Origin of the sequence: Crocosphaera sp. XPORK-15E (assembly GCF_034931425.1) — a bacterium.
Taxonomy (GTDB): domain Bacteria; phylum Cyanobacteriota; class Cyanobacteriia; order Cyanobacteriales; family Microcystaceae; genus UHCC-0190.
The window spans coordinates 15,774-35,000 of sequence record NZ_JAYGHQ010000013.1; the positions used below are offsets into that span (position 1 = coordinate 15,774).

Annotated in this window: 26 protein-coding genes; 12 read left to right on the plus strand and 14 right to left on the minus strand. The window is 36.1% G+C overall.

Annotated elements, in window-relative coordinates:
- The first annotated feature begins 31 nt into the window (after positions 1-31).
- From VB691_RS15300 to VB691_RS15320, 5 genes are all read left to right on the plus strand, one after another.
- Entirely contained in the window at positions 32-232 is a 201-nt protein-coding gene (locus tag VB691_RS15300; protein WP_323292375.1) for a hypothetical protein, read from the plus strand.
- 402 nt (positions 233-634) lie between these two features.
- The gene (locus tag VB691_RS15305; RefSeq protein ID WP_323292376.1) at positions 635-1,198 is read left to right on the plus strand and encodes a late competence development ComFB family protein; all 564 of its coding nucleotides are present in this window, start codon (positions 635-637) and stop codon (positions 1,196-1,198) included.
- A 197-nt stretch (positions 1,199-1,395) separates the two neighbouring features.
- Positions 1,396-1,674, plus strand: coding sequence for a hypothetical protein (locus tag VB691_RS15310; protein ID WP_323292377.1), 279 nt, complete (start codon positions 1,396-1,398; stop codon positions 1,672-1,674).
- The gene (locus tag VB691_RS15315; RefSeq protein ID WP_323292378.1) at positions 1,674-2,528 is read left to right on the plus strand and encodes a prephenate/arogenate dehydrogenase; all 855 of its coding nucleotides are present in this window, start codon (positions 1,674-1,676) and stop codon (positions 2,526-2,528) included. Before VB691_RS15310 ends, VB691_RS15315 begins: the two co-directional genes overlap by 1 nt.
- Before the next feature lie 90 nt (positions 2,529-2,618).
- Positions 2,619-2,828: a hypothetical protein gene (locus VB691_RS15320; RefSeq protein WP_323292379.1), complete on the plus strand. Its 210-nt coding sequence runs from the start codon at positions 2,619-2,621 to the stop codon at positions 2,826-2,828.
- A 36-nt stretch (positions 2,829-2,864) separates the two neighbouring features.
- Here VB691_RS15320 and VB691_RS15325 read toward each other — a convergent pair whose 3' ends face one another.
- The 4 genes from VB691_RS15325 to VB691_RS15340 all read right to left on the minus strand — a co-directional run bounded on the left by VB691_RS15325 (position 2,865) and on the right by VB691_RS15340 (position 6,395).
- Positions 2,865-4,328 carry a glycoside hydrolase family 13 protein gene (locus VB691_RS15325; protein ID WP_323292380.1) on the minus strand — a complete coding sequence of 488 codons (1,464 nt, stop codon included), beginning with the start codon at positions 4,326-4,328 and terminating at the stop codon, positions 2,865-2,867.
- A 94-nt stretch (positions 4,329-4,422) separates the two neighbouring features.
- The gene (locus tag VB691_RS15330; protein ID WP_323292381.1) at positions 4,423-4,632 is read right to left on the minus strand and encodes a 2-oxoisovalerate dehydrogenase; all 210 of its coding nucleotides are present in this window, start codon (positions 4,630-4,632) and stop codon (positions 4,423-4,425) included.
- A gap of 93 nt (positions 4,633-4,725) precedes the next feature.
- Entirely contained in the window at positions 4,726-5,784 is a 1,059-nt protein-coding gene (argC, locus tag VB691_RS15335) for an N-acetyl-gamma-glutamyl-phosphate reductase (RefSeq protein WP_323292382.1), read from the minus strand.
- 113 nt (positions 5,785-5,897) lie between these two features.
- On the minus strand, positions 5,898-6,395 hold the full coding sequence (locus VB691_RS15340) for a DUF427 domain-containing protein (protein WP_323292383.1): 498 nt from the start codon (positions 6,393-6,395) through the stop codon (positions 5,898-5,900).
- A gap of 139 nt (positions 6,396-6,534) precedes the next feature.
- Here VB691_RS15340 and VB691_RS15345 point away from each other — a divergent pair, with 139 nt between their 5' ends.
- On the plus strand, positions 6,535-6,969 hold the full coding sequence (locus VB691_RS15345) for a VOC family protein (RefSeq protein WP_323292384.1): 435 nt from the start codon (positions 6,535-6,537) through the stop codon (positions 6,967-6,969).
- A gap of 75 nt (positions 6,970-7,044) precedes the next feature.
- Positions 7,045-8,643, plus strand: coding sequence for a GTP-binding protein (locus tag VB691_RS15350; RefSeq protein ID WP_323292385.1), 1,599 nt, complete (start codon positions 7,045-7,047; stop codon positions 8,641-8,643).
- Between the two features lie 95 nt (positions 8,644-8,738).
- On the opposite strand, the gene VB691_RS15355 is transcribed toward VB691_RS15350, so the two are convergent.
- From VB691_RS15355 to VB691_RS15370, 4 genes are all read right to left on the minus strand, one after another.
- A complete protein-coding gene (locus VB691_RS15355; protein ID WP_323292386.1) occupies positions 8,739-8,966 on the minus strand; it encodes a hypothetical protein in 228 nt (75 codons plus the stop codon).
- A gap of 23 nt (positions 8,967-8,989) precedes the next feature.
- On the minus strand, positions 8,990-9,604 hold the full coding sequence (locus tag VB691_RS15360; RefSeq protein ID WP_323292508.1) for a pseudouridine synthase: 615 nt from the start codon (positions 9,602-9,604) through the stop codon (positions 8,990-8,992).
- A gap of 69 nt (positions 9,605-9,673) precedes the next feature.
- Positions 9,674-9,937 carry a type II toxin-antitoxin system RelE/ParE family toxin gene (locus VB691_RS15365; RefSeq protein WP_323292387.1) on the minus strand — a complete coding sequence of 88 codons (264 nt, stop codon included), beginning with the start codon at positions 9,935-9,937 and terminating at the stop codon, positions 9,674-9,676.
- Positions 9,938-9,945: 8 nt separating this feature from the next.
- On the minus strand, positions 9,946-10,182 hold the full coding sequence (locus VB691_RS15370) for a hypothetical protein (protein ID WP_323292388.1): 237 nt from the start codon (positions 10,180-10,182) through the stop codon (positions 9,946-9,948).
- 112 nt (positions 10,183-10,294) lie between these two features.
- On the opposite strand from VB691_RS15370, the gene VB691_RS15375 reads away from it, so the two are divergent.
- Positions 10,295-10,462 (plus strand): type II toxin-antitoxin system HicB family antitoxin, encoded by a 168-nt coding sequence (locus VB691_RS15375; protein ID WP_323292389.1) that lies wholly within the window; start codon positions 10,295-10,297, stop codon positions 10,460-10,462.
- A 23-nt stretch (positions 10,463-10,485) separates the two neighbouring features.
- Here VB691_RS15375 and VB691_RS15380 read toward each other — a convergent pair whose 3' ends face one another.
- Positions 10,486-10,995 (minus strand): hypothetical protein, encoded by a 510-nt coding sequence (locus VB691_RS15380; protein WP_323292390.1) that lies wholly within the window; start codon positions 10,993-10,995, stop codon positions 10,486-10,488.
- A 112-nt stretch (positions 10,996-11,107) separates the two neighbouring features.
- On the opposite strand from VB691_RS15380, the gene VB691_RS15385 reads away from it, so the two are divergent.
- The gene (locus VB691_RS15385) at positions 11,108-11,713 is read left to right on the plus strand and encodes a hypothetical protein (RefSeq protein ID WP_323292391.1); all 606 of its coding nucleotides are present in this window, start codon (positions 11,108-11,110) and stop codon (positions 11,711-11,713) included.
- 87 nt (positions 11,714-11,800) lie between these two features.
- Here VB691_RS15385 and VB691_RS15390 read toward each other — a convergent pair whose 3' ends face one another.
- Genes VB691_RS15390 through VB691_RS15410 form a run of 5 tightly spaced genes read right to left on the minus strand, consistent with a single transcriptional unit; the run spans position 11,801 to position 17,211 of the window.
- The gene (locus VB691_RS15390; protein WP_323292392.1) at positions 11,801-12,223 is read right to left on the minus strand and encodes a HEPN domain-containing protein; all 423 of its coding nucleotides are present in this window, start codon (positions 12,221-12,223) and stop codon (positions 11,801-11,803) included.
- Positions 12,198-12,641 (minus strand): hypothetical protein, encoded by a 444-nt coding sequence (locus VB691_RS15395; RefSeq protein ID WP_323292393.1) that lies wholly within the window; start codon positions 12,639-12,641, stop codon positions 12,198-12,200. Before VB691_RS15395 ends, VB691_RS15390 begins: the two co-directional genes overlap by 26 nt.
- 47 nt (positions 12,642-12,688) lie before the next feature.
- Positions 12,689-12,937: a type II toxin-antitoxin system HicB family antitoxin gene (locus tag VB691_RS15400; protein ID WP_323292394.1), complete on the minus strand. Its 249-nt coding sequence runs from the start codon at positions 12,935-12,937 to the stop codon at positions 12,689-12,691.
- Entirely contained in the window at positions 12,924-13,202 is a 279-nt protein-coding gene (locus VB691_RS15405; RefSeq protein ID WP_323292395.1) for a type II toxin-antitoxin system HicA family toxin, read from the minus strand. Before VB691_RS15405 ends, VB691_RS15400 begins: the two co-directional genes overlap by 14 nt.
- A 16-nt stretch (positions 13,203-13,218) precedes the next feature.
- Positions 13,219-17,211, minus strand: coding sequence for a magnesium chelatase subunit H (locus tag VB691_RS15410; RefSeq protein ID WP_323292396.1), 3,993 nt, complete (start codon positions 17,209-17,211; stop codon positions 13,219-13,221).
- A 345-nt stretch (positions 17,212-17,556) separates the two neighbouring features.
- On the opposite strand from VB691_RS15410, the gene VB691_RS15415 reads away from it, so the two are divergent.
- From VB691_RS15415 to VB691_RS15425, 3 genes are read left to right on the plus strand one after another with little or no spacing between them, the layout of a single operon-like run.
- A complete protein-coding gene (locus VB691_RS15415; protein WP_323292397.1) occupies positions 17,557-18,372 on the plus strand; it encodes a GTPase in 816 nt (271 codons plus the stop codon).
- Positions 18,369-18,980: a hypothetical protein gene (locus VB691_RS15420; protein WP_323292398.1), complete on the plus strand. Its 612-nt coding sequence runs from the start codon at positions 18,369-18,371 to the stop codon at positions 18,978-18,980. The genes VB691_RS15415 and VB691_RS15420 overlap by 4 nt, the downstream gene beginning before the upstream one ends.
- 35 nt (positions 18,981-19,015) lie before the next feature.
- Positions 19,016-19,204 (plus strand): type II toxin-antitoxin system HicB family antitoxin, encoded by a 189-nt coding sequence (locus VB691_RS15425; protein ID WP_323292399.1) that lies wholly within the window; start codon positions 19,016-19,018, stop codon positions 19,202-19,204.
- Positions 19,205-19,227: the final 23 nt, after the last annotated feature.

Consider the following 19,227-nt stretch of genomic DNA (forward strand, 5'->3'; position numbering starts at 1 on the left):
ACAAAATTTGAAGTAAAGACTAGAGCAAATTATGGAAAATCCCGTTAACTGTCAAATTGATTGTGTGAATGGTTGCATTTTAGGAGAAAAATGCCCTCATCGAGAACACGCAGAAGAAGCGGCCCAATTTATTCAAGAAACGTCTTTGGATCAAATATTGGAAATAGCGGAAGAAGCTAGACGGAAAAAACTCACTCAGCCCCCTCAATGGGTTATTCCTGATGATTTTTAAGGCAATTAGTAGGGGTAATTCATAAATTACCCCTATCATTGGCTACCTATACTGTCATTGCTAAGAATTTAAAAATTAAGGGTTTCTACTAAATGCCCTGAATAATTCTCCCCAAATTTACTGACTAATTCGGGAATATTTACTTTACTTTTAAAGTTTTAGTTAATTTATTTAAGTATTTAGTTAAAGTTTTTGTGAAGTAAACTTTTTTCAAAATCATTCGACAAATATGGTTTTTTTGCGTATAATCAAGGAAATTCTCTCTCTAAAACTTTGGCTGATATCCGTATTTTTGCGCTGATCTAGTAAAAAATAAATTAGGGGTAATTATTCTGGGGTTTAAAGAGGTTTTTTTTATAGTTAGTGTTTGATTTGCTTTTGATTAATATGGAGGATTTTCCGATGAACAATACTAGAGAAAATGCGGCTCAAGTTCATATCAATATTATGGAATTATTAGTACAAGAAGAACTGGATAAGCAACTCAAATATTATCCTCAAACCCTCAAGTCCTATCTCAACAAAATCGAAGTTTCAACCTATGCTCTTAATCGCCTACCGCCTCTTTATGCTTCTAGTGTAATGGGAAAAGAGCAGCAAAAACGCATAGGAAAATACAAATATCAAGCACAGATTAATTTAGCCGTTCGTCGTGCTTTAGCAGCCATTGAATGCGATCCTTTAAGGAAATCTATGCCATTAATTTCAGAAACATCAGCTGAATATCAAGTGGCTAATCTTGCGCTAATTAAATTACAAAAATTTCTGCAAGAGCATTATTTACTCCCTACACATCAAACCCTTTCTTGGCATAATTTAACTACGGTTATGCAGCAGGTTTTTAGGAAAATTGCTCCCGACGATTTTTCATCTAATAATTTATTCTCATCGTCGGGTTACTCTAGAGAAAATAACATGAATGGTCAATTTTTTCCTCTTCCTAAAAGCTCTGAAGAATCAGAGTGATTTGCTAGTTTATTCAATATACAGTAGGGGCAATTAATGAATTGCCCCTACATATTTTCTTAAGATTAAGAGTAACAAAAAATCTGATTAAATAAGTAATTCTCTAGTAAAATGGAACTAGATGACAGTCCTATTTAAACGGATCAGGTAGGCTGTCTATAGCCATAACCCGAACAGTTATAACCTACTTAAAATCAGTGTTACACCTTCTCTATGTCTCAATAGCAATACTACAGAAGATTCTTATTCCCCTCTGCTTTATTACTGCTTGGACATTTGTGATTATGTTAGTATTAACCTTATGGCGTACTATCAAAGACACAACAGATCGAGCTAAAGTAATGCACCAAATACCCTGTAGTACCTGTCAATATTTTACGAATGATTATCGTCTAAAATGTCCTGTTAACCCTCATCAAGCGAATACAGAACAAGCAATTAATTGTCAAGATTATCACGGTAGATCAAATTATTAATGAAAATTGGTATTATTGGATTAGGATTAATTGGCGGTTCCCTAGGTCTAGATTTGCGCCATCTTGGCCATGAAATTCTTGGGGTTTCTCGTCAAAAAAGCACCTGTCAACGGGCAATAGAAAAAGGTGTCGTTGATCAAGCTGATACTCAGATAAGTTCCCTTACTTCCACTGATATTATCTTTATTTGTACGCCTATTGGGTTGATTTTTCCCACATTAAAACAGTTAAAACCCTATTTAAAGAAAGAAACAATTATTACAGATGTAGGGTCAGTAAAAACGCCCATTGTCCTGGAATGCTCAGCCTTCTGGGAGAATTTTGTGGGAGGACATCCCATGGCCGGAACAGCAGAACAAGGCATAGAAGCGGCGCAAAGTAACTTATTTAAAAATGCTCCTTATGTTATTACTCCCACAGAAAATACGCCAAAAGATGGAGTTAAAATTTTAGAAAAACTGGCTCAATCTCTGGGTTCCATTGTTTATCATTGTTCCCCGGAAAATCACGATCAAGCTGTTGCTTGGATTTCCCATTTACCCGTGATGGTTAGTGCTAGTTTAATTGCTAGTTGTGTCAGAGAAAGTGATCCCATTGTCCTCAAATTAGCACAACAATTAGCTAGTTCGGGTTTTAAAGATACCAGTCGCGTTGGGGGAGGAAACCCCGAATTAGGAGTAATGATGGCTCAATATAATCAAAGGGCTTTATTGCGATCGCTGATAACCTATCGTCAACAATTAGACCAAGTTATTGAACAAATTAACACAGAAGATTGGGACTCCCTAGAAAAATTATTGAACGAGACTCAACAAGGGCGATCGCCATTTATCACACCTCCCCCTCAATTCTGATTTTTTTCTGGAATCTTTCCGCAAAAATACTTACCTTGCTTTATAATGAGGATAATTTTAACGATAGAGTTAAGAAAAATGCAAAATCAGATGACATTAACCACCCCTCACAAAGTTTTCTTTAATTTCAGCTTAATTATGTTAGGCGTTTGCGCTAATGGCGCATTTTTCTCGATCATGGCAACGTTATTACTGGGAACAGCTATTTTAGGGTATTTGAAAAATCAACCTCAGCAGGTTTTATTAACTCAGAATAAAACCCTCACAGAAGATGAAAAATTACCAGTCACTCGCTTCTAAGTTATCAATGAATAATTAATAATTGATAATTAATAATTATTCAGTCGCCATCATTATTCCACTATAAGAAGGAAGGGTTAATCTCAAATAATTGTGACCCCATTCAATGACCCCCTCTCCATACAGAATTAGACTCGGTTGTAAAGCCAAAATTGCGACAAAATCGCCGAATTCAGTCACTTCGATTGTGCTAATTTCCTGCCCTTTATTTAGACAAATAATAACTATTTCATTGCCTAAAATACGAGCGAAACTATAAACATTTCCCTGGGCATATAATGTATAATATTCTCCAATACGCAAGGCAGCATATTGTTGACGTAATTTAATGAACTTTTTATGATAGTTTAGAGTTGCTTGATCCCATTTTTCTTCTAGAGGAAACCCCTTGCGTGAATCGGGTTCATGTCCCCCTTGAATACCAATTTCATCCCCATAGAAGATGTTAGGAGTACCAGGAAAAGTAAATAATAAGAGAGTAGCTAATTCTACAGCAGTGCGATCATCTCCTGCCATTGTAATCAAGCGGGCTGTATCATGACTATCTAATAAGTTTAATTGGGTTAATTGTATTTCCCAAGGATGACGTTGTAATAATTGATTAATTTCTCTGGCATAGTCAGGCGCATCTAGGGTAGGATAGGGTTTATAGAAGCTAGGAACTGCGGTTTGATCCAAGCGATCGCCGACAATAAAAGCAATAGTTGCCCGGCCAAAAGGATAATTCATCACCCCATCAAATTGCTTACCATCTAACCATTGAGTGGCATCAAAAGAAATTTCTCCGACAATATAAGCATCAGGGTTAATAGCTTTTACCCGTTGCCGAAATTCTTGCCAAAAACCAGGAGTTTTGATACAATCAGGCACATCTAAACGCCAGCCATCAATTCCCTGTTTTAACCAATATTCAGCCACCTGCATAATATATTCTTTGACGGCAGGATGATCATGATTAAACTGGGGTAAAGCACGATAATCAATCCAAGAAACATAATTTGCAGGAAGACTGCCATCATAAGCAGAAAGGGGCCATCCTTCAATTTTAAACCAATCTAACCAAGGGGAATTAGGGCCATTTTCCAAGATATCATTAAAGAAGAAAAAGCCCCGACTAGCATGATTAAACACCCCATCCAAAACCACTTTAAAACCTCGTTGATGGGCAGTCTTTAACAAAATTTTAAAGGCTTCATTACCCCCTAATAAGGGGTCAATTTGATAATAATCGTGGGTATGATAACGATGATTACTAGCAGAGCGAAAGATCGGGGTAAAATAAAGAGCAGTTACCCCTAAATCTTGCAAATAATCTAACTTATCTATCACTCCCCAGAGGTTTCCCCCTTTGTATCCTTGATAAGTTGGGGGAGCATCCCAGTCTTCTAAGGGAACATCCAATAACCATTTTTGGTGAGGGGGTACACTTCTAGCGAAAGCATCGGGATAAATCTGATAAAAAATAGCGTGTTTTACCCAATCCGGGGTTTGAATTGACATAAAATTTCTCAATTTGTCTTATTAATTATATAATATTCCTTATCACAATAAAAAATTTACTTTTCAAATAACTGTTTTAATAATTCATTACGACTTAAATTAAAGTGCTGTTCAATGTCTCGTAAAAGCGAATAATTTTAGGGCTGTTTTCTGAGTCATCATAATGACAAAGGACAGCATCTTTTATCATTGTTTTTAAGGTTGGAATGTCATCAGCTTCAGTAAATATTGATTCACCTAAAGCCCTAGCAGTATAACCCCCTTCGGGATCTTCTTCAACAAGAAAAATAATTTCTTCGGTCATTTTTTGCCTCGTTAGTTTTAATTAAAGGACGAAAGGGTAAAAGAAAAAAGTAGGGGTTAACGGCCGTTGACCCCTACAATATGTTATAAATTTCTAAGGATAAAAACACAATTGTGGTAAACCTAGGGTTTCCTCCCATCCCATCATCAGATTTAAACATTGTATTGCTTGACCTGCTTGACCTTTGATGAGGTTATCAATGGCAGAAAGAACAATCACGCGATCGGTACGGGGATCGGTTTCTATGCCAATGTAGCAAAGATTCGTCCCAGCAGCCCATTTAGTTTGCGGATAAACCCCGTTAGGCAAGATTTTGACAAAAGGAGAGGAACGATAAAAGGCACTGTAAATGGTCAAAATATCGTCTCTGACTAGCCCAGGATCTCTTAATGTTGCGTAGACGGTGGCAAGGATACCCCGTACCATTGGCAGTAAATGGGGGGTAAATTGCACCCTAACTTCATGGCCCGCTAAGTCAGAACAAACTTGCTCAATTTCTGGGGTATGACGATGTTTAGCGACTCCATAAGCCCCAAATGACCCCTCTGCTTCCGCTAACAAAAGGTTAATTTTTCCCTGTCTACCGCCCCCTGAAGTGCCTGATTTTGCGTCAATAATCGCGGTTTCTGGCACAATTAATCCTTGTTTTAGTAAGGGGGACAGGGCCATCAAACTTGCGGTAGGATAACATCCAGGACAGCCAATTAATGAGGCAGACTTAATTTCCTCGCGGTATAATTCCGGCAGTCCATAGACTGCTTTTGCTGCTGTTTCTCCGTCCTTTCGTTCTGTATGATACCAACTGGTATAGGTTTGTAAGTCCTTAAAGCGATAGTCAGCAGAAAGATCTAAAACTTTACAGCCTTTTTCAATTAACTGGGGGGCCAGATCACAAGCGAGGCCATTGGGGAGGCCTAAAAATACCACCTCACAGCGGGCGGCGATCGCATCTGTGTCAATGGGTTCAATGGTCAAATTAACTTGATGCCCTAAATGGGGATACAATTCGGCGTAGGGCTTTCCAGCACTGTCTTTCCCCCCCAAATATACCACCTCTGCCTTGGGATGTTCTTGTAGTAATCTGACCAACTGTACACCACCATAGCCCGAAGCCCCGATAATTCCAACTGAGATTTTTTCTGACTCACCCATATAAGTTACTTCCTAAGCCTTTGTTTCATTAATCTAACGTTGGCCGAATTGTAGTATTAAATCCTAACTTTGAATCAGAAGCTTTTGTGAAGTCTCAATTAATAGTTTACCTTTTACCATCCCCAACTCCCTGCAACGCCTTTAAAGGGCCCTACAATATCAGAGGTGATCCAACCGCCATAAAAACCCCCTGGTTGAGGTGTCACCTTTTCCCCATTGACAGAACATTGATCCATCGGACTCACATAAAAGGCCAGATAATCTTTAATGGGGGCAAATTCTGGGGTTGGGTTAGGATAGCACCAAGCCACATTAACCGCTTGTTTATCCCCAACAATTATAGTGTAATAATTTGCTGGCCCTTTCCATTCACAAAAAGACTGTTGATTTGTCGGGTGTAAATATTCCATCTTAATATCTTCGGGAGGAATGTAATAAGATGGGGGATGACTGGTTTCTAAGACTCGATAACTCCGCCGACTTTCCACTAGAGTGATCCCATTAAAAATAATGATAATTTGTTGATCACAGGGTTCTAAACGGGGAGGACGGGGATAGTCCCAGACAGACTCTTGACCAGGTAATGGTGAAATAGGTTGAGGTCGAAACATAGAAGATAGTATTTACAATTGAGAGGTGAACAGTAACACAGCCTTCTAGACTGTCACAAATAAGATACTTATTGTAATCAATCGGTTATTACTCAAAGATTATAGCAATGTTCATCAAACTTTGGTAGCTTAGTAAATTATGACAATTCGACCCTTTCATATTGCTTTCCCTGTAACTAATTTGGCTGAAACTAGATATTTTTATGAAACTATTCTAGGTTGTCCTGTTGGTAGAACTTCTGAGACATGGATCGATTTTAGTCTCTTTGGCCATCAAATTACTGCCCATCTTTGTTTAACGGAGTCTGAAACAATACCCGTTAATACTGTGGACGGAAAACAAGTTCCGGTCAGACATTGGGGGGTTATTTTAGAGATGAAAGAATGGGAAATTTTAGCCGATCACTTAAAACAACAAGACATTGATTTTATCATTGAACCTTATCTTAGGTTTAAAGGGGAAATTGGAGAACAAGCAACCATGTTTTTTCTTGATCCGAGTGGCAATGCTTTAGAATTTAAAGCGTTTAAAAATGATCAAATGATCTTTCAACCCACAAGCTTTGAGAAATAATTGATAAAATGGTGAATGAGGGCATTTTTAGGAATGCTGAAACTCATAAATAAGTTAATGGTTAACTGCTGATCTATGCCCCTTCCTCGTCTAATGATTTTGGTTATTGGTCTTAGTATAATTCTAGGGCTAATTATTTGGTTAATTAATTCTATTTACCGACTTTATATTCAAGTTTCTTTTACGGCCCCACTCCTCGCTAATTTTTTGATTTTTCTAATTATGGGGTTGTTAGGTTTATCAATTTATGGGTTTATTTATTATTTTAATTTAACCACATCTCGGAAATCTCGAAAAAGTAAACGTCGTCAGCTAAAATTACCTGAACAAAAAACCGAAGCAGCAGAAGAAAACTTAAAAGCTGTCCGTCGTCAAGTCCAACAAATTCAGGATAAAGTTGCCCAAAAAGCACTATTAAATCGTTCCCAAGAAATTGCACAAAGTTTAATCAGAGGTGAGTTAAAAGTAATTGTTTTTGGGACAGGTTCAGCCGGAAAAACATCTTTAGTTAATGCTTTAATTGGGGAGATTGTTGGTCAGGTAGATGCTACTATGGGAACGACTAAAATTGGGGAAACTTATCATTTAAAATTAAAGGGAATTTCACGAGAAATTTTAATTACTGATACCCCAGGTATTTTAGAAGCAGGAATAGAAGGAACGGAACGAGAAACTCTAGCTAGACAGTTAGCAACAGAAGCAGATTTATTGTTGTTTGTGGTGGATAATGATTTGCGTCAATCAGAATATGAACCTTTACACATTCTGGCAGATATTGGTAAGCGATCGCTCTTAATTTTTAATAAAATTGATCTTTATACTGAAGAAGAACAAGAGCAAATTATGCAGCAGTTACGGCAAAGAATTAAAGGATTTATTGCTGCTTCTGATGTCATTTCTATTGCTGCTAACCCCCAACCATTTAAACGCACAACGGGGGAAATTATGCAACCTGAACCTGATATTATTCCCCTCATTAAACGCTTAGCTGTGGTATTAAGAGCAGAGGGAGAAGATTTAATCGCTGATAACATTTTACTACAATCACAACGCTTAGGAGAAGAAGCAAGAAAAATTATTGATCGTCAGCGAAAAAGACAAGCTGATCAGATTATTGATCGTTATCAATGGATCGGTGCAGGTGTCATTGCTGTTACCCCTTTACCTGTGGTTGATATGTTAGCAACTGCCGCAGTTAATGCTCAAATGGTAGTAGAAATTGGTAAAGTTTATGGGTGCGAATTAAACAGTGATAATGGGAAAGATTTAGCCCTTTCTTTAGGTAAAACCTTAGTCAGTTTAGGAGTAGTTAAAGGGGCCGTTGATTTATTAAGTAGGGTATTACAATTAAATATGGCAACCTATCTCATTGGTAAAGTCATTCAAGGAGTAACAGCAGCTTATTTAACCCGCATTGCTGGTAAAAGTTTTGTTGAATATTTCCGTCATGATCAAGACTGGGGAGATGGAGGAATTACAGAAGTTGTACAAAGACAGTTTCAATTAAGTCGAAAAGATGAATTTATTAAGGGATTTGTTAAAGATGCGATCGCTAAAGTGGTGCAACCTTTAACAGATACTTGGGAAGAAGAAACAGAAGAACTTCCAGAAGAATTTAAACAACCACCCATTCAACAAAAAGCAGTATTAGAAGAAGAAGATGATGATTGGTAAGATAAATTAATTTACCAAATTGATGTTAAGTCTAAGATAAAATCAGGTAAAATATCTTCTCCTGATAATGTATTTATATAGAATAGAGATCTTTTTTAAACAGACAATTCGCTGACATATCGATCTTCATAATTTTCAATTAATACCCCTATTACTTCCATTAATGAAGCTAAGGGATGAGATTCATCCTCACCTACAATATCAATTAATTCGTCAAGAATCGCAACTAATTTTTTATATTCTGCTTCAGTATGAGGAACGAAAATATTATCTTCAAGATTAGACCAAGAATTAACCGTTTGATTTAAGTTAGTTGTCAGCATATCTTATTCCTTTTCAATTGTCATTATTGATAACTTAAACTTTCTAAGGTATGTCTTTCTAGTTTAGTTGCTTCGCGCCATTCTCCAGGTTTTAAGTCCCCTAAACTCAATTTTTCTAGGGTTTTACCTGTTTTAAACCCGATAGAAACCCGCACTAATCTTAAGGTAGGATAGCCAATAGCAGCAGTCATCCGTCTAACTTGTCGGTTTCTTCCCTCAGTTAAGGTTATTTCTAACCAACTCGTAGGAACGGTTTTACGGTAGCGAATAGGGGGGTTACGGGGGGATAAATTCGGGGGAGTTGCTAACAATTGTACTTGGGCCGGACGAGTACAATAATCTTTAATTTGTACTCCTTGACGTAAATGATTCAATGTGGGTTCATCAGGAATGCGTTCTACTTGTACCAAATAAGTACGGGGATGGGCAAATTCTCGATGGGACAGACGATGTTTTAGGGGGCCATTATTAGTTAATAATAGTAATCCTTCACTATCAAAGTCCAGTCTTCCGACGGAATAAATATCAGGAATTGGAATATAATCTTTGAGGGTTGGACGGGGAGAATTTGGGTTATCTTTATCCGTAAATTGACATAATACCCCATAGGGTTTATTGAACAAAATATATTGATACATCATATTGAGATAGAAGATTTAAGGGATAAAAAATGTTTTCAGATAGATTTTAAATTATGATTTCTCCTTTTATTGTTTATAAATTTTACTACGATGCCCAATTTTAATTACTAAAACAACTAAAGTATTATTCTCGACTCTATAAATAATTCTATAGTCTCCTATTCTTATTCTTAATCTTCCTTCTCCATTTTTGAGTTGTTTAACATCAGGAGGATAAGGATTTGTTTTTAACGTATCAATTTTATTGCTGATTCGTTCCTGAATATCTCTAGGCATTTTTGACAGTTCTTTTCTGGCACTTTTGAGAAATTCAATTCTATAATCTGTCATAACTTAGACTATAATCCTAAATCTTGTTTGACATCTTCCCAGGAAATCCGTTTTTGATTACCAGGATCAGTTTCAGCTATGATAGCATCTCGTACATCTAATAAGTCTTCTAATTCTTCTGTATCAATTACGGTTAATTTTCCTTGACTGATTTGTTCTAAGAGTTCATCTACAGACAAGTTTAATTGATTCGCAAGTTGGGTAATACCTGTGATAATGTCCTGAGATAGGGTTACTTGAGTCATAGGAGTTTAAAAGTGTTATAATTAATTCTAGTTTAGCAAAAAAAACTTTGGTTTTGACTAGGGATAGTTTTACTAGCTTCTTGATCTTGAACTTCTTTAAACAATTACTAATATGAGACAAGTTATTTTATACCGAGATGAAGATGGTTACTGGATTGTTGAATGTCCAAGTCTCAAAGGTTGCGTGAGTCAAGGTAAAACCAAAGAAGAAGCTCTTACTAATATTAAAGAAGCTATTTCAGGTTATATTAGTGCTTTAGAAGAAGATGGTTTGCCTTAGAATTGGTGATTTTTCTAACTATTTTAGTTTTGACTAGCAACAATTTTACTAACTTCTTGAATAGATAAGTCTAAAGCTTCAGCAATTTGTTCTGCTGTTAATCCTAATTTAACTAAACGGGGAATAGTTTCTCGTTTTGTTTTCTTCTGGATGGAGTCAATTATAATTTTATCATCGTTAATAACATCATCATTTTCTTCAATCTCAGAAGAAGAATTAGGACAAAAATTCAGTTTGTTAACTTGACCAATATTCCCAATACCTCTAAAATTTTTTGCGATCATTCTTTCAACCGTTGCACGAAAATTAGATTTATTAATGTCTTCGCCTAATGTATTAGAAAGAAGTTGCCAAAGTTTATAAGCTTCATCTTTTGCATGACCTTTGCTACAGTTATATTCTTGAGCAATATCAGCATATTTTTGACCGTTTAAGACTCCTTTTAAAATAGCCGTTTGTAAACTATCAATGTGTTTACCTGTTGAAGATAATATCAACTCATCTAAATAGCTAACTAAGTCTTGAGCATTCATACTTAATTTAAAGGGTTTGAGCAGTCTTTATCCGTCATTATCCGCTAAAAGTAGTCTTTTGTAAAGATTATTTAGAAAAGTCCCGTCTTTTTCTGTCTTGATTTAACTTTTGATGTTTACAATTGATGACTATAATAACAATGTAGTCATAGTAAAAAACGTACTAACAATGAAAAAAATAAATGAGTTTAGTGTCATAACTATTACTAAAATTCTCGGAATTTCAACTCTATGTTCTTTAGTACCCATTTTAAATCAATCTCTATTTAATCAATCTTTAGCTCAATCTTCTCGAGTTACACAGGGATTTTATAGACAACAGGATCGTCCAGAAGTTTATTTAGTGTATAGTCCAAAGTTTTACTGTCATGTTCAAAATGAAGATCAAATGGCTGTTTTTGGAGGTTTTGGGAAAGTAAGAGTTGTCACTACATTAAATTTGACTACTATAAATTATACTGGTGATTGTGGATGGCCTAATGGTTTTTTAAGGCGTTCTAATGAACCAGAAGTATATAGGATGTATGGAAGCGGAATTCCTCAATTCAACATAGGCAATAATTTTTGTCATGTTATTAATGAAGCTCAAATGAATGCCTTTGGTGGTTTTAGTAAAGTTCGTGTAGTATCTCCAAATTCTGATTTGGGAAGAGGAAGAACATTCACAAATGATTGTCAAACTGGAGGAACGAGAACTATGATGCCAGACGTACAGTAACTTAATATCTTTTAATTGCTTATTTATAGTGCGAATCGCTCTTTTTGTAGGGTGCATTAACTAAGTGTAATGCACCTTATTTAACACCTAAATTAACTCGTTAATTTGATTGATAATTCTATCAATATCTCTAACCAATAATCTAGCCTCATTAATAGTAATTTGTTCCTCCGGTAATTTATAATGATTATCATTTTTAAACTCTGGATAAAGAAACTTAGAACGATAAGAACTTTTTTCTATTCTAATAATAACTGACGCTACACTTTTAAGATTTATAGACTCAGCTAAATTCTTTTTACAAAATCCCAAAAACATCCTCAACTTAGTTTCATGATTAAGAGGAATTGTACTTTTAAAATGAATAATAACTGCAACAGCTAAAGATTCCAAAGCGTGATAAACAAGAAAACCAATTACTTCTTGAATATCAATACCTAAAGATTGATTTTTTTTGGCACTTGCTAAATATCTTTGTGCTGTTTCAAGATAAGCATCTTTTGCTTTCATAGACAATAACACTATTATTAATATTCTTGATTATATCGTTTTTGCACTGCTCAAATTCAGTATAACTGATATTATTTAAAATGGGAATTATCAAATACTCAACTAAAAAATCTGATAAAATTTCTGACAGTTGCCAAGTCATTTCTGAATCTTGGTTAAAATCTCCAAATGTAAATATATGAATAACTTCTCTTTCTTGTTTTTGCAAAATAATATTATGATGTTCTAATTTATCATAATCAGCATAAATATTTTCAACAATAATTAAATCAATTGGCAAGGTTTCTAGTTTTTCTTTATTTTGGGTTAAACTAAGTTTGATAAAATGATAAATTCCTAAAAAATCATCAGGAGAATTTATCTCTATTGTTTGACCTTTAATAGACTCAATAATACTGACTTTATCAATAACCGTCATAGTTTATCCCTCTATTGTATGTTTGATGTTTAAAGTGATATCATTTGTCATCTTTGTCTAGAAGGTAACGGGATCTCTCTTTTACGACTATTATAAATAGTTTCTATCCATAATTCCCTTGCTTCCTCAATATTCATTACAACTTCTTCTAGTGTCTCTCCTTGCGTTATACACCCTGGTAAATCAGGAATTAAAGCTGTATATCCCCCCTCATCTTCAGGATAAATTGAGATAGGATATTTAAGGGATAAAAAATAGTCTAAAGACGGACGTTCTAACTCTTTATTTATTGTCATCTTTCCAATTCTCTAAATCTAATAACTTGATGATTTCTTCTAGGTAAGTCCGTTTAACCTTTTTGCCTCCTTTTTTCGGAATAATAATGAGATCTCCTGCATGATTTTCAAAAGCATGATGACTTCCTCTAGAACGAATTTCAACATAACCAAATGATTCTAAAACATAGCGGACATCTTCAAAACGTGCTTCTGGAGGATGAGAAAGCAATTTTTGAATTAATTTACTTAGTTTACCCACTTTTAAAAGTTTAAGGGTGGGCATTGCCCACCCTACTATTTTACTCTACTCCTTCAATTCTGTCCTCAACCTCCTGATATAATTCCTGTAACCTGTCTAAGTTTTCCTCTGAGGTTTCCCAGTAACCGCGGCCATTTACTTCTAATAAAGTACCGACCATTTTACGGAAAGAATTAGGGTTTAAATTCATCAGACGTTTACACATTTCTTCATCTTGAATAAAGGTAGTGTTCACGTCTTCATACACCCAATTATCTACCGCATCAGCAGTTGCAGACCATCCCATTGTATTCACTAAACGCTTAGAAAGTTCCCGTACACCCTCATAACCGTGGGATAACATTCCTTCATACCATTTAGGGTTTAATAACTTGGTACGCGCATCTAAACGGACGGTTTCGGATAGAGTCCGAACTTGTGCGTTAGCAGTCGTGGTATCCGCAATATAAGCAAAAGGTTTTTTACCATCTTCCCGTAAACTAGACACTACTTTTGTCGGATCAGAGTCAAAATAATGGGAAACATCCGTTAAACTAATCTCGGAAGAATCTAAGTTTTGGAAGGTTGCATCAGCAGTTTTTAACGCTGCTTCAAACACTTTGCGGTTATCATTCATGACTCCTGGGTTATCAGAGTCAAAAGCAAAACCTTTGCGGTTGAGATACATATTTTGTAACTCTTTTTCTTCTTCCCAACTGCTATTTTCTACCGCTAAGTTGACGTTAGAAGAATAGGAACCGGAAGCATTGGAAAAGATACGGGTAGCTGCTTGACGTAGGTTGATTCCCATGTCTTCTGCTTGTTGTAAAGCGTGTTTACGAACATAGTTCATCTCTAATGGTTCGTTCGCTTCTGCTGCCATTTTAACCGCTTGATCTAAAAGATTCATTTGGTTAATAAACAGGTCACGGAACACACCAGAACAGTTCACGACGACATCAATACGAGGTCTTCCTAATTCTTCAAGGGAAATTAACTCTAATTTATTGACCCTTCCTAACGCATCGGGTACAGGTTTAACCCCTACCATCCACATAATTTGTGCGAGGGACTCCCCATAAGTTTTGATGTTATCGGTTCCCCATAAAACACAAGCAATGGTTTCAGGATAATTGCCTCCGTTGTCAATTTTTTGACGGGCTAAAAGGCGATCTACCACAATTTTAGCAGACTTAACGGCAGCTAAGGTAGGAATAGATTGAGGATCTAACGCATGGATGTTTTTCCCAGTAGGTAAAACGTTGGGGTTACGAATAGGATCACCACCAGGGCCAGGTAATACATATTCCCCTTCTAATGCTTTTAGTAAACCCCCTAATTCATTATCTGCACAAACTTGTTCTAAACAAAATTCGAGGTATTCAAACAGGGGTTTTAAAGCATCTTGATCGACTTTAGGATAACCTAAATTATGTAAAGTATCTACCCAAGGTGTCTTTTTACCCATGTTAAAGAAATTCAGTTTAGAGACAAAAGAAACTCGTCCTTCTGCATCTATTTGTTCTTTAACTAAAGCAGAAACTGCTTCACGGGTTGCTAAAGTAATTTGTTGTAGCAACTCTACATCTTCTAAAATACCGCGATCGCTGTTTTGATAGACTTCCTCAATTTTTCGTCCCAAACTGTCAGCAATAATGCGGGGTAATGCGAGAAGTCCTTCTTCTTCTCGATCTAAAGCAGCAATGTTGACCAAAGTTGCGATCGCTTCTTCTGCGGTGGGAGGTTTTCCAATGACATGAAGTCCACAAGGTAACAAACGAGACTCAATTTCCATCAATTTTCGGTAGGCTAAACCGACAATATTATCCCGTTCTTCTTGGGTCATATCTTTAGCATCAGTATCAGGTAATTCAATATCCTGATCCAAATTGACTATCCGACATTGATCCATGATGGTGTTAACAATAGGGACACCGCGACCACTATCTTTTAAGGTTTGATAAGAACCAATTAACTCACTTAATTCTTTTAATCCCTTATATAACCCTGCATTCTCAGCAGGAGGAGTTAAATAAGAGATGGTTTCTGCATAGCTGCGACGTTTAGCAATAGTTGCTTCACTGGGATTATTTGCCGCATAATAATACAAATTGGGAATCATACCTATGAGAGTATCAGGGTAACAGTCCCCGGACATTCCCATCTGTTTTCCTGGCATAAATTCCAGTGATCCATGAGTCCCAAAATGTAACACCGCATCCGCTTTCCAAACTTGGTTTAAATAGGTGTAATAAGCAGCAAACCCATGATGAGGACTAGCAGATCTCGAAAACAGTAACCGCATGGGATCACCTTCATATCCAAAGGTAGGTTGTACCCCAATAAATACATTGCCAAACTGTTTCCCATAGATCAGTAAATTTTGTCCGTCACTGTTTAAATTTCCAGGAGGTGGCCCCCAGTTTTCCTCTAAACGGACGGAATAAGGGGTTAAACGCTCATATTGTTCTACAGACATCCGATAAGCTATATTTAACTCAGGGGACGCATATTGAGCTTGAGCATCATGTATAACCGCTTCCATCAACGCTTTGGGGGACTCTGGTAATTCTGGCACATCATAGCCATTCCCTTGTAAAGCTTTCATTACCTCGTAAATAGACCCAAATACGTCTAAATACGCGGCAGTCCCGACATTTCCCTTATCCGGTGGAAAGCTAAACACCGTAATAGCGACTTTTTTCTCTAATTTGGGTTTTTTCCGTAAATTAGTCCATTTCATCGCTCGTTGGGCCACTGCTTCGATCCGATCTTGCAGTGCGATCGCCCGTCCCGTATTGCCGTCCCGTCCTGATAAAATAATAGGTTCAATGGCCCCATCTAACTCAGGTATAGCTATTTGTAGCGCAACTTGGATGGGATGTAACCCTAGATCACTTGCTTCCCATTCCTGGGTAGTTTGAAATACCAGGGGTAAGGCGCACATATAGGGACGGTTGAGGCGTTTTAATGATTCTATCGCTTTGGGGTGATCTTGACGGGCTGGACCGCCTACTAAGGCAAACCCTGTCAATGATATTACCGTGTCTACAATAGGAAATGGTTCTACTCCTTTAACACTGTGATCCAAGAAATAAGCTTCTACAGGTTTAGAAAAGTCTAAACCTCCGGCAAAAACAGGAATAACTCTTGCCCCCATAGACTCTAATTCTTGTACCATAGCAACATAATGAGCATCATCTCCAGTTACTAAGTGAGTCCGTTGTAATATTAATCCCACACAAGGGGCCAAAGGATCTTTTAATTCATCAGAAATATCAGTCCGACTGTTGAACCAGTTTAGATAAGAGGGGACATCTTCAAACATTTTCATGGATAAAGGATGCCAAATTCCCATATCAAGATAAACTACCGGATCTTTATATTCAACCTTTTGATCCTTGAGTAATTCTTGATAGGAATACTTATGAGCCAACATTAACAGAAAGTTCTCTAAATTCTCAGATGAACCCCCTAACCAATATTGGAAACTTAACATAAAATTGCGAGCATCTTGGGCTTTTTCTACCGGAAGATACTTCAACACTTGAGGAAGTGTCCGCAATAGCTTTAACATGGCATCTTGGAAACCAGCCCCAGAATTTTCCTTCCGTTTCCGCATAAATTGGGCGATCGCACTTTTAGACTGTCCCAACTGGGCCATAGAAAAGCTGCCTAATTTATTAAGACGCATGACTTGGGGCATTGAGGGGAACACCACCACCGCATCTAGGTTATCACGATGGGGTTTAACCGCGTCTACCACTTTATCCGCTAAGTCTTCAATGAAGATGAGAGAAGCGATAAATAAGTTAGCTTTAGCCACATCTCGCTTAAATTCTTCGTAATTTTCCGGGTTTCTGAGTTCTTCTATGAGATAACCACTAATTTCGATGGCTAAATTGGGATTATTCTTATTGATAGCATTAACGGCCGCCGAGAGAGAACTCTGATATTGAGGTTCTAACACGACATAGACCACCTTGAGTAAGGAACGACCATTAATTGCCTCTGGAACGATATGGCGAATGGTGGACTTGACGTGAGTAAACATCTATGATAATGCTCCTTAATTTTGATGATAGCCCAAACGGGTTATAAACAGTGCAACCCCTGAGAGGAGTTGGCAAAAAATGAAATAGGACTCCTCTGTGTTTGTAGCAGAAAATGACACCCGATTGATGGTTTAATCGATGATTTGACACATTTTGTAAAGAAACATGAAATATTTCGTTACAAATCTTGACAAATTGCCTGAGTGTATAGTCAAATTTTGCTTAATAAAAGTTATTTTATTAAGTATTGACAAAAATAACCTTAAATGTATCGGAAGTGTTAATGTTATAATTCTGATCAAATGATCTAACTTACTTTATTAAAAGCCGAAAAAACCTAGATTATGGTAGATAGTAGTAGTTTTTCCTGGATTTTACCCCTTGCGGAAGAAGCTTATGCTAATCGTGAGGAAATATTAAGCAATTGGGAAAAATTTAAAACTCAATTAACAGGTAAACAGATTTCTATTGCAGTTACGGGATTACCAGGGGTAGGAAAAAGTGTATTATGTGACTACTTGAGTGAGAAGGCATATCAACGGAATTATTCAACTCCAGGAAAGTCCGAAGACTTAGAAAACAATAATATTGCTGCTAAAAATATTAAGATTCGTTTATCAACAATACCAGGACAAGATTCTCCTAATAAATTAGCTGCATTAGACGAAATTTTCCATGAAGAATATCCCATAGATGGGGTTATTCATGTTGTCGCTAATGGTTATTCTAGTCTTCGTTCTGCTTTTGCACAAGAATGGTATCAAGGAACAGATATTGAAGCATATCGTCAAGCACAGCTAAAAGTAGAAATTGATGATATAAGTGATATTTGTGAACGGATGAGAAAATCAATTAGAATAACAGGTAAGCCTAAATGGTTATTAGTTGCTGTTACCAAGATTGATTTATATTATGACACCATAGAACAAGCAAGAGATCGTTATCATGTAGGAGAGAGTGAATTTACTCGAAGAATAAGAAAATTAAGTAATCAAGTGGGGAGTGATAATTTTACTTGGGAGGTTTTACCCGTTTGTAGTATTCTAGATGATTTCAAATTAGGAGATACAATTTATCAATCCAAATTCAAAGAAAAGGAAAGAAATCATTATATTAATCAATTTCTTAAAAAAATTATAGCCATTAGTAAAGCATCATGAACCCTCAATCTTCTGAACCCAATTATGAACTTGAGAAGCAACAAGATCAAGAACCATTATTTCCCTCTGAATATAGTTTACTTGCTAAAAGGAGATTATATCCTGAAGACGAAATTGAAAATTTACTAGAGTTTGCAGAAGATATAAAGAAAATATGTGATAATTATCTTGATAAATTAGAACAGCTAATGGTTTTAAGAGATCTCATTTTAGGATTTTTTGGATTTTTATATTGTCTCAGTCTTATTATAATCTATTTTTATATAGACGCTGAGTATCCTCCTTCCGGTTATTACAGTAAATTGTCATTTTTTATTCAAGTATTTATAGCATTAAGCTCTTTGCTATTTTTTGTAATTACCATTGTTGCAATATCTTTAAATTCTCGGATTAATAAAATTAAAACCAAACTAAATTATGAGCAGAATGTTCTTACACAAACAGTTGATTTAATAAGAGAAGCAATAGCTTTTATCGTTGTAAATAATGGATGGACAACAATTCAAGAGATTGAATTTAAAATTAGATTATCAAGATTTAATACAGGTACATATAAAATGCCTCAAAGTGTTCTTAAAGAAATTCTTTCTCCTAAATCTAGAAAATGATTGACATTTAAAAGTATATTAAAAAATATTCTTATTTGGTTGAATTTTCTACAGAAGATGATGCTTATCTAGCGAAATGTTTGGAATTGGGAATTATGGCACATGGAGATAGTCAAGAAGAAACAATTCAAGAAATTAAAGAAGCAGTTAGGGTTCATTTATTGATGTTAATTGAAGATGGGGAGAAAATTCCTCAACCGAAATCAATGGTAGTTGAGTTATAATTAATGTAAGTATATAAATACAA

Bases quoted from the DNA above. Each gene is read 5' to 3' on its own strand.
- VB691_RS15300 (WP_323292375.1), top strand. From the start codon at position 32: ATGGAAAATCCCGTTAACTGTCAAATTGATTGTGTGAATGGTTGCATT.
- VB691_RS15305 (WP_323292376.1), top strand. From the start codon at position 635: ATGAACAATACTAGAGAAAATGCGGCTCAAGTTCATATCAATATTATG.
- VB691_RS15315 (WP_323292378.1), top strand. From the start codon at position 1,674: ATGAAAATTGGTATTATTGGATTAGGATTAATTGGCGGTTCCCTAGGT.
- VB691_RS15320 (WP_323292379.1), top strand. From the start codon at position 2,619: ATGACATTAACCACCCCTCACAAAGTTTTCTTTAATTTCAGCTTAATT.
- VB691_RS15325 (WP_323292380.1), bottom strand. From the start codon at position 4,328: ATGTCAATTCAAACCCCGGATTGGGTAAAACACGCTATTTTTTATCAG.
- VB691_RS15330 (WP_323292381.1), bottom strand. From the start codon at position 4,632: ATGACCGAAGAAATTATTTTTCTTGTTGAAGAAGATCCCGAAGGGGGT.
- argC (WP_323292382.1), bottom strand. From the start codon at position 5,784: ATGGGTGAGTCAGAAAAAATCTCAGTTGGAATTATCGGGGCTTCGGGC.
- VB691_RS15340 (WP_323292383.1), bottom strand. From the start codon at position 6,395: ATGTTTCGACCTCAACCTATTTCACCATTACCTGGTCAAGAGTCTGTC.
- VB691_RS15345 (WP_323292384.1), top strand. From the start codon at position 6,535: ATGACAATTCGACCCTTTCATATTGCTTTCCCTGTAACTAATTTGGCT.
- VB691_RS15350 (WP_323292385.1), top strand. From the start codon at position 7,045: ATGCCCCTTCCTCGTCTAATGATTTTGGTTATTGGTCTTAGTATAATT.
- VB691_RS15355 (WP_323292386.1), bottom strand. From the start codon at position 8,966: ATGCTGACAACTAACTTAAATCAAACGGTTAATTCTTGGTCTAATCTT.
- VB691_RS15360 (WP_323292508.1), bottom strand. From the start codon at position 9,604: ATGTATCAATATATTTTGTTCAATAAACCCTATGGGGTATTATGTCAA.
- VB691_RS15365 (WP_323292387.1), bottom strand. From the start codon at position 9,937: ATGACAGATTATAGAATTGAATTTCTCAAAAGTGCCAGAAAAGAACTG.
- VB691_RS15370 (WP_323292388.1), bottom strand. From the start codon at position 10,182: ATGACTCAAGTAACCCTATCTCAGGACATTATCACAGGTATTACCCAA.
- VB691_RS15375 (WP_323292389.1), top strand. From the start codon at position 10,295: ATGAGACAAGTTATTTTATACCGAGATGAAGATGGTTACTGGATTGTT.
- VB691_RS15380 (WP_323292390.1), bottom strand. From the start codon at position 10,995: ATGAATGCTCAAGACTTAGTTAGCTATTTAGATGAGTTGATATTATCT.
- VB691_RS15385 (WP_323292391.1), top strand. From the start codon at position 11,108: ATGTTTACAATTGATGACTATAATAACAATGTAGTCATAGTAAAAAAC.
- VB691_RS15390 (WP_323292392.1), bottom strand. From the start codon at position 12,223: ATGAAAGCAAAAGATGCTTATCTTGAAACAGCACAAAGATATTTAGCA.
- VB691_RS15395 (WP_323292393.1), bottom strand. From the start codon at position 12,641: ATGACGGTTATTGATAAAGTCAGTATTATTGAGTCTATTAAAGGTCAA.
- VB691_RS15400 (WP_323292394.1), bottom strand. From the start codon at position 12,937: ATGACAATAAATAAAGAGTTAGAACGTCCGTCTTTAGACTATTTTTTA.
- VB691_RS15405 (WP_323292395.1), bottom strand. From the start codon at position 13,202: ATGCCCACCCTTAAACTTTTAAAAGTGGGTAAACTAAGTAAATTAATT.
- VB691_RS15410 (WP_323292396.1), bottom strand. From the start codon at position 17,211: ATGTTTACTCACGTCAAGTCCACCATTCGCCATATCGTTCCAGAGGCA.
- VB691_RS15415 (WP_323292397.1), top strand. From the start codon at position 17,557: ATGGTAGATAGTAGTAGTTTTTCCTGGATTTTACCCCTTGCGGAAGAA.
- VB691_RS15420 (WP_323292398.1), top strand. From the start codon at position 18,369: ATGAACCCTCAATCTTCTGAACCCAATTATGAACTTGAGAAGCAACAA.